The organism is Bartonella sp. ML70XJBT.G (assembly GCF_028618575.1).
Lineage (GTDB): Bacteria > Pseudomonadota > Alphaproteobacteria > Rhizobiales > Rhizobiaceae > Bartonella.
In genome coordinates this window covers 118,093-126,900 of sequence record NZ_JAQITA010000005.1, presented here as the reverse complement: position 1 = coordinate 126,900, position 8,808 = coordinate 118,093, and the positions used below count along the sequence as shown (strand labels likewise).

Here is an 8,808-nt window from a genome sequence, read left to right as displayed (position 1 = left end):
TGGCTGGACAGAAGACCAAATGGCATCTCTTTACACAAAGAGCGCAGACCGTAAAAGACTAGCACTAGAAGCGATAAAAAAGCTCCAAAAAAGTTAGGGTTAGAGGCAAAAAAACGTAATAGAATCAAGACCCACCAATTCCCTCACTTATACAGTAACTTATTAATTTAATTTTTATTTATTTTGGTTCATGAAAGTTTTAAATCTTTCCAAGCATCTGTAATTCCCGCAAAGCAGCAGCATCGCGAGCAGATACATCAGGATAAGCTGGATCACTCCCAACATCTTGTGTATAACGCCATGATCTAGCACATTTTTTTCCCTGCGCCTTCTCCGGATACACAGCAACGCCTTCCACATCACTTAGAGTAAAAGCATCAGCAGGTGGTGTATCCTGCTTAATTGTTAAGGCACTGGTGATACAAATTTCCGCCATATCTAAATTCTCTAATGCCTCCAGTAAAGTGGGGTTAGAAATAAAAACAATGGGAGCGGCTTCTAAAGACGAACCAATACGTTTATCTGCCCGTTCAATCTCTAAGGCTCCCGTCACAACTTTACGGACTTGCTTAATTTTTTTCCAACGTTCAGCTAAAGATTCGTTTTGCCATTCCTCTCGTGCTGGGCGAAATTGTTCTAAATGTACCGATTGACTTTTGGGATAACGCTCTAACCAAGCTTCTTCCATGGTGAACGGCAACATTGGAGCAAGCCATATTACCATTCTCTCAAAAGTTTCACGAACAACTTGCAAAGAAGCTTTCCGTTTCTTCGATGAAGGTGCATCACAATAAAGGGAATCTTTGCGTATATCAAAATAGAATGCCGATAATTCAATGATTGAAAAATCCAACAAAGCACGCATAATCTTTTTAAAATCAAACGCATCATAGGCTTGATTAATCAATTGATCGAGTTCAAAAAGCCGATGTAATATTAGTTTTTCAAGATCTGGTAGTGCACAATAAGGTATTTCTTCTCCTTCATCATGTGCTAAAGTTCCAAGCATCCAACGAATTGCATTGCGTAGTTTACGATAGGAATCCACATTCGTTTGAAGAATTTTCTTGCCTAAACGCTGATCTTCCCAATAATCTGTTGTCATGACCCAGAGACGAAAAATATCAGCACCAGATGTTTTTATGATCTCTTGGGGAACCACCGTATTGCCTAAGGATTTAGACATTTTCTTGCCATTTTCATCCAAAGTAAAACCGTGTGTCACCACCGTCTTATAAGGAGAACAAGCCCGCGTACCACAGCTTTCTAAAAGAGAAGATTGGAACCAGCCACGATGTTGATCAGATCCTTCAAAATAAACATCGGCAGGCCATTGTAAATCAGCTCGGTCTTCTAATACAAAACTATGGCTTGCTCCAGAATCAAACCACACATCCAGAATATCATAGACCTGAAGCCAAGGTTCATGCGCACGATCCCCTAAAAAGCGCTCACGTGCTCCTTCAGCAAACCATGCATCCGCTCCTTCTGCTGCAAAAGCCTGTAAAATACGCTCATTTACCTGCTGATCTTTGAGAACAACACCATCCTCATTGGCAAAAATACAAATCGGAACGCCCCAAGACCGCTGTCGAGAAAGGACCCAATCAGGACGATCTGCTATCATAGAAGATAAACGGTTTTGACCAGAAGAGGGAACAAAACGCGTCTTCGAAACAGCTTCTAAAGCACGACTGCGTAAAGTTGAACCGTCTCCCAAATCTTTATCCATTGAAATAAACCATTGTGGTGTATTACGGAAAATAACCGGCTTTTTTGAACGCCAACTGTGAGGATAGGAATGTTTTAGACGACCACGTGCAAATAATTTATCGGCTTTTATGAGAGCGTTAATAACCTCTTTGTTAGCATCACCCATTTTACCATTATCATCAATAATGCGCGCTGGTCCCCCTTCACGATCTGGACCAAAACCAGGAACATCCTTGGTATAAAAACCAGCATCATCAACAGGAAACGGTATAGATGAATCAATGCCCATCTGCTCTAAGAAAGGCTTATAAGCATTCCAAATTTCAAAGTCCTCACGCCCGTGGCTTGGTGCTGTATGAACAAAACCGGTACCAGCACTCTCTGTTACGTGCGAACCATCAAGCAGCGCAATTTTGTAATGATAACCTCCTGCAAAACCTTTCAGTGGATGAGAAAGAATAAGCCTCCTAAGCTCGTCCGCAGAAACAACACGCAACCGCTTTAAAACAAGTTTTGCTTTTTCTGCACACCCCATAGCCAACGCATCAGCAAAAAGAAGTCTTTCTCCAGCTTGAGGACCAAAATCATTTTCTGCACTTTCAACTTCGTACATACCATAAGAAATCTGCGAAGAATAACTCACCGCACGATTCCCTGGAATTGTCCACGGCGTCGTTGTCCAAATCACAACATGTGCACCATATAAATCACGAGAATCTGTTTCAAAAATAGAAAACTTAACCCATATAACCTCTGATTCATGATCGTGATATTCAATCTCTGCCTCTGCTAAAGCCGTACGCTCTACAACAGACCACATTACAGGTTTTGAACCACGGTAAATCTGATCTGACAGAGCAAATTTCATCAACTCACCAGCAATGCGTGCTTCTGCAGGAAAAGCCATTGTAGTATAGGGCGTCTTAAAATCTCCTATAACACCAAGGCGTTTAAATTCTTTACTTTGAACCGTTATCCAATGTTGTGCAAATTCGCGACATTCTTGGCGAAATTCATTAAGGGGGACATCATCTTTATTTTTGCCCGTCGCACGATATTTTTCTTCAATCTTCCATTCAATTGGAAGTCCATGACAATCCCAACCAGGAACATAATTTGCATTAAACCCCCGCATTTGGAATGAACGAACAATCACATCCTTTAAAACTTTATTTAAAGCATGACCAATATGAATATGGCCATTTGCATAAGGTGGACCATCATGGAGAATGTAAAGTGGACGACCTTTTGCTTGTTCGCGTAATTGTGCATAAAGCCCCATATCTTCCCAGCGTGCCATCAACTCAAGCTCTTTTTGCGGCAACCCTGCGCGCATAGGAAAATTTGTTTGTGGTAGATAAAGCGTTTTTGAATAATCTCTTGTTTCATTCTTCACAGTCATTGTGAAATATCCCTGTCCACTTTTACGAGTTTATTTGTGCATAACTTCCCTGAACCCTGCAACTCTGGTTTTTGATCTATAGGGAAAGCCGAGCTTATCATTCGTATTAAGCAGCGATCAAGAAGATATATCATCACACGCTATGGGCTTTATCATGAAACTACCAAGAAAAGAAAGCCAAAAATGTCTTCTCAAAAAATAAAGGCCCCACTTTTAGTAGAGCCTCTTCAAAATTGATTCTTAAAACAAATTAAAACTTATAAGCCACACCGACACGGAAATCATTTGTTGTGTATTTAATTTCAAGTTTTTCTTTTGCAAATTTCTTTTTACCAAAATCAGAGTAACGATATTCCGCACGCAAAATAACATTGTCGAGCATTGCAAAGTCAACTCCACCACCAACGGTATAACCAACCATCGTCTTTGTTTCATCTGTTAAGTTCTTAGAAGCAACTACTGTTCCATCATCTCTCTTAACTGATACTGATACAGTGTCTTGAAGCTGCGTATAAGCAATACCACCAGCAACATAAGGCATGAAGCGATCAGCAGCAAAACCGATACGTACCCGTGTGGCACCTGCCCAATTTTGCTTCAAAGTATGGCTTAAAGTTCCAACAGCAGCATTGTCGTCAAGACCAAGTTCAGAAACCATCTCTTTTATTTGCTCTATACCATACATATTAGAAGTATTCTGCTCCTCCTGTAGACCTTGCGCACCACGCCCAGCTGTACTCTGTACACCATGGGGGCTAGAGCCACGGGAATGAGCAGCATGTGAATTAGAACTGTGCTGATGAGATCCATGGGGACTAGTACCGGTACCATGTGAACGCACACCAGAGCCGTGTCCACTTCCACTTGCCCCACTAGCAGCATTTACTTCTGATCCAGACGATCCTGATCTCGCCAGTAGAAGTGGTTTTTTCGGTACGGTTGTTTCCTGTAAATTTGATACTGCTGCCGGTGTCGCTGCTGCCCCTACTGGTGCCTCTGGCTTTGCTGGTGTCGCTGATACCACTGCTGGTGCTGCTGACGTTGGCGTTGCTGACGCTGGTGATGCCCCTGGCTTTACTGCCGCTGCTGATACCCCTGATTCACCTGACCTCTCTACTGAGGAAGAAGATGTTGTTACGCCCGATTTTTCTCCCGTTTGAGCCCCCGTTGACTGCGTCGCCTGTGTGGACAGCGATACTCTTTGCCTTGTATCTCCTGACTGCACTCCCACTGTTCCTGATGTAACAGTTGCAGCTTTTTTTTCTAAACCTTCTACCTTTTTCACAGGACTTGACGTCAATGATAGCGACCGTGTATCGGAAGACGTCGATCTACCTACAGAGGAGGTTGGTATTGTCAATGATCGCGATGCTCCTCCTGTATTCACTCCTCTTTCTGATGTTGGCTTTGTAGAAGCTGATACCGCAGGAGTCAATGTTGCAGAGGTTAGTGAGGGTGTTACTGTTGATGATCGCGGTGAAGTTCCTCTTGCATTTACTACCCCTCCTGATGTTGGCTTTGCTTGAGTTGATCCTGTTGGATTTGCAGAAACTGATCCCGCAGGAGTCGATGTTGGTGATCGCTGTGTGGTTCCTCCTGCTGTATTTCCTACCTCTTTTTTTGTTTGCTTTGTTTGAGTTGATCCTGCTGATTTTTTTTGAGCTGATTCTGTTGGATTTGTAGAACTCGATGCCATAGAAGCTAATTTTGCAGTGGCTGGTGGCGTAGAAACCTGTTTTGCAGGAGCTGATTCTGTTGATGCTACTTTTGATGATGATTTCTCCGGCGCTGATCGCACTGATCTACCAGCTCTTGATAATAAATTGTCTACTGCACTGTTTTCAGGTGCACCTATGGTAATGGTCTTTGTGTGTTTTTGCCCAAACCAAGTAAAATCTGTATCGATACCCAAAACAAAATTATCGCCAAGATCAATATTAGCGCCTGCGTACAATCCACCCTCAAAACCCGACAGTTTAGGTGATAAATCTTTACTCAGTGGCATAGTTTTGTGCTTGCCAACAATATTCATATCGGTTTTACTTGAAAAACCACCACCTTGGACTCCAAAGTAAAAACCTTCCCACGTAAAAGCAGGCGCTACAAAAGCTGAAGTTGATGAGGTAACTGGTGTAGGTTGATGAGGAATCATCACATCAGCTGCCTGTACCGCAGAAGCTGAAATCAAAGCGAAAATAGAGGTCGTTATTAAACGTTTCGTATTCATAAAATGTCTCCAAATATCCAAAACGAGGTGTATATAGTGCATCTATTGTAAAATATCTGTAGCAAAAATATCACATTCACAAAAAAATAAAAAAATAGAGGTCCAGCCAAAAAGGGAACCTCTTAAATTTTTTTTAATCTCGTTAGCTTTGTTTTTACAAAATTAGAATTTGAAAGCTGCACCAACACGGAAATCATTGGTTTTATAGCTAAATTTACCTGTATCCTTCACAAATTGCTTTTTACCAAAATCTGAGTAACGGTATTCCGCACGCAAAATAATATTATCTTTCATTGCTAAATCAACACCACCACCAACGGTAAAACCAACCATTGTCATGGTTTTATCAGTTAGTTCAAACTGAGCCTATTTATTCATACCCGTTCTATTTTGTGCATAAAACTGAGAAATACCTTGCATTTTCGCATAAGCAACTCCTCCAGAAATATAAGGCATGAGGTCGTCAGCTGCTGCAAAGCCAATACGTGCCCGAGTAGCCCCAGACCATTTTTCCTTTAAAGTAAAACTATCACTGGTATAACCGTATCTTGGTGTAGCAATTTTGATGGATTTCTTACGACTCTCAACATTAGCACTAGATTTCCTATCACAATCACAACCTTCACCAACCTTATTACCTCCGTCAGGGCCTAAGATATAGATCGATTTTGTGTCTTCTTGGTTAGCCAAAACTGCATCAGTTTCAATACCTAAAATCAAACTATTTCCAAGACCTATATTGTAACCTGCATAAATACCTTTTATGAAACCTGACGACTTGGGTGTATCATCTTGACTGAAAAGTTGTTTTTTTGTAGCTGGAGCAGTTATTTCAACTTTACTTGAAAATTTTCCACCTTAACCACCAAGATAAAAACCTGTCCACGAAAAGCTAGAGACAGTAATAACTGGTGCACCTTCATGAAAAACGGTAGCATTAGCAACTTGTACCGCAGAAGCGGAAATCAAAGCGATAATAGAAGTTGTTATTAAAGATTGTATATTCATAGATTTTGCTCCCAATTGATTTATAGGGAAATGCTAAACCCTTGCACAAAGAAAATCTGTAGTAAAAATGGCACAATGATAAACAGAGAAAAATTGTGAAAGAGAGAGCTTATTAATCATTTCGTTTTACATGAGAGCTTATCATTAAATTGATCTATAACACACTGATATCAATATAAAATTATTATTTGTGATTTTACAGAAACCAATATTTAACTATATCTTACAAGATTCAAATAACGTTCAATTATGCAACAGCAGAAAAACAGCAAAAGCCCCATAAAAAAACGGGGCTTTTTAGTAATTTGTTTATAATAATTTTGTTTTTACAAAATTAGAATTTGTAAGCGACACCAACGCGGAAATCATTGGTTTTGAAATAATATTCTTTTTCTTCTGCAAAAAATTTCTTCTTGCCATAGTCTGAGTAACGGTATTCCGCACGCAACAGAACATTATCAGTCATTGCAAAATCAATACCGCCACCAATCGTGAAACCAACCATTGTTGCTGTTTCATCAGATGCGCCTGCAACAAAAGTTTTATCACCTACTTTTACTGATCCATGAGCAGCCTCTAGCTGTGTATAGGCAACACCCCCAGCAACATAAGGCATAATACGATCAGCAGCAGCAAAACCTATACGTACGCGCGTAGCACCGGCCCATTTCTGTTTAAAACCAACACCTTCTGATACATCCACAGCCGCCCGGTTAGTTGAATTTCCAACAGTCACTGGAGTAACTGTTCCCGCTTTAGTTTCAGGTGTCTCAGTTCCAGCAACTACTCGTACATCTTTTTTGCCAGACCAAGTCATATCTGTTTCAACACCTAAGATAATACCATTTCCAAGATCAAAGTTAGATCCTGCATAAAAACCGCCAATCAAACCTGAAAGTTTAGGTGATAAGTCTTTAAAAACTGAAGTATCTTTGTCTTTATCTTTGAGGTCAATTTTACTTGAAAAACCACCAATCTGAGCACCAATATAGAAACCTGTCCAAGAAAAGGTAGGTGCTGTGATAACAGGGGCAGCCTCATGAGGGATGACAACATCTGAAGCTTGTACCGCAGACGCTGCAATCAATGCAACGACAGAAGTCGTTATTAAAGATTTTATGTTCATAACTTTTGCTCCATAATTTATTATGTTGCAATGCTATACGCCTCTTAAAAAAAAATCTGTAGTAAAAATGACACAATGATAAAAATAAATTTTTAAAATAGAGCCTTTGAATAACTCTGTTCTGTGTAATGCTACAAATTAAATTTATAGATAATATATTGATATTATTGGTAAATTTATGTTTATTATTTACAAACTGCTTTTATTAAAACCATGTCATGATATCCTGTATGCAAAATAATATCAATTATGTAATAATATAGTAACAAAAAAACAGAAGCTCCATCAAAAACGGAGCTTCTTAGCAATTTATTTTATACGAACAATTCCGTTTTTACAAAATTAGAATTTGTAAGCAACACCAACACGGAAATCGTTGGTTTTGTAGCTAAATTCATGCGTATTATTCATAAATTTCTTTTTACCATAATCTGAGTAACGGTATTCTGCACGCAATAGCACGTTATCAGTCATAGCGAAATCAACACCACCGCCAACGGTAAAACCAACCATTGTTTTTGTATCATCATACAAATTACCACCAGCTAGAGCCGTTGTTTTTTTATTGTCATCTGCATCAGGTCTAGTTCCTGAAACTGATTTGATACCCTGTACCTGCGCATACGCAATACCACCAGCAACATAAGGCATTACGCGATCAACAGCAGCAAAACCGATACGAACACGTGTAGCACCAGACCATTTTTCTTTATAGGTGTAGCTATCATGTACTTTATCGCCAGCTTGGAAGTCTTCTTTTAGCGTGACTTTAGCATTCGCAAATTCAGTGTTAAGATCTTTAGCTGTAGTCGCATTAAGAGCTCTTTTATTGTTCGTTTTTGTTTCATCACGACCAGCCCAAACTGCATCGGTTTCAATACCTAGAATCAAACCACTTCCAAGATCTATATTAGAACCTGCATAAATCCCCCCCATGAAACCTGAAGGCTTAGGTGTCTCATCTTTAGTATAAATTCGTGCATCTGTTCCTGGAACTGTTATTTTCGTTGTACTTGAAAAGTTTCCAACTTGGCCCCCAATGTAGAAACCTGTCCAAGAAAAGCTAGGGGCACTGATAACAGGGGCAGATTCGTGAGGGACGACAACATCAGCAGCTTGTACCGCAGAAGCCGAAATTAACGCAACGACAGAAGTCGTTATTAAAGATTTTATATTCATAAATTTTGCTCCATAATTTATTTATGTCGCAATGCTATACGCCTGTGAAAAAAAAATCTGTAGTAAAAATAACACAGCTATACAAAATAGAGGTCCCGTTTAAAAACGAGACCTCCTCATAACTTGGTTTTAAGCAAAAAATGACACGTTACA

At 39.9% G+C, this 8,808-nt stretch carries 4 protein-coding genes and 2 pseudogenes; 1 reads left to right on the top strand and 5 read right to left on the bottom strand.

Annotated elements, in window-relative coordinates; genetic code table 11:
• Nucleotides 1–97, top strand: a pseudogene (locus PVV64_RS03900) (integrase); the annotation flags it as partial.
• A 102-nt stretch (nt 98–199) separates the two neighbouring features.
• On the opposite strand, the gene ileS reads toward PVV64_RS03900, so the two are convergent.
• From ileS to PVV64_RS03875, 5 genes and pseudogenes are all read right to left on the bottom strand, one after another.
• The gene (gene ileS / locus PVV64_RS03895) at nt 200–3,115 is read right to left on the bottom strand and encodes an isoleucine--tRNA ligase (RefSeq protein WP_273759899.1); all 2,916 of its coding nucleotides are present in this window, start codon (nt 3,113–3,115) and stop codon (nt 200–202) included.
• Between the two features lie 250 nt (nt 3,116–3,365).
• Nucleotides 3,366–5,342 carry an outer membrane beta-barrel protein gene (locus tag PVV64_RS03890; protein ID WP_273759898.1) on the bottom strand — a complete coding sequence of 659 codons (1,977 nt, stop codon included), beginning with the start codon at nt 5,340–5,342 and terminating at the stop codon, nt 3,366–3,368.
• 162 nt (nt 5,343–5,504) lie between these two features.
• A pseudogene (locus PVV64_RS03885) lies at nt 5,505–6,350 on the bottom strand (outer membrane protein).
• A gap of 334 nt (nt 6,351–6,684) precedes the next feature.
• Nucleotides 6,685–7,476: an outer membrane protein gene (locus PVV64_RS03880; RefSeq protein ID WP_273759897.1), complete on the bottom strand. Its 792-nt coding sequence runs from the start codon at nt 7,474–7,476 to the stop codon at nt 6,685–6,687.
• 342 nt (nt 7,477–7,818) lie between these two features.
• Nucleotides 7,819–8,655 (bottom strand): outer membrane protein, encoded by an 837-nt coding sequence (locus PVV64_RS03875; protein ID WP_273759896.1) that lies wholly within the window; start codon nt 8,653–8,655, stop codon nt 7,819–7,821.
• Between the last annotated feature and the right edge of the window lie 153 nt (nt 8,656–8,808).

Bases quoted from the DNA above. Each gene is read 5' to 3' on its own strand.
- ileS (WP_273759899.1), bottom strand. From the start codon at position 3,115: ATGACTGTGAAGAATGAAACAAGAGATTATTCAAAAACGCTTTATCTA.
- PVV64_RS03890 (WP_273759898.1), bottom strand. From the start codon at position 5,342: ATGAATACGAAACGTTTAATAACGACCTCTATTTTCGCTTTGATTTCA.
- PVV64_RS03880 (WP_273759897.1), bottom strand. From the start codon at position 7,476: ATGAACATAAAATCTTTAATAACGACTTCTGTCGTTGCATTGATTGCA.
- PVV64_RS03875 (WP_273759896.1), bottom strand. From the start codon at position 8,655: ATGAATATAAAATCTTTAATAACGACTTCTGTCGTTGCGTTAATTTCG.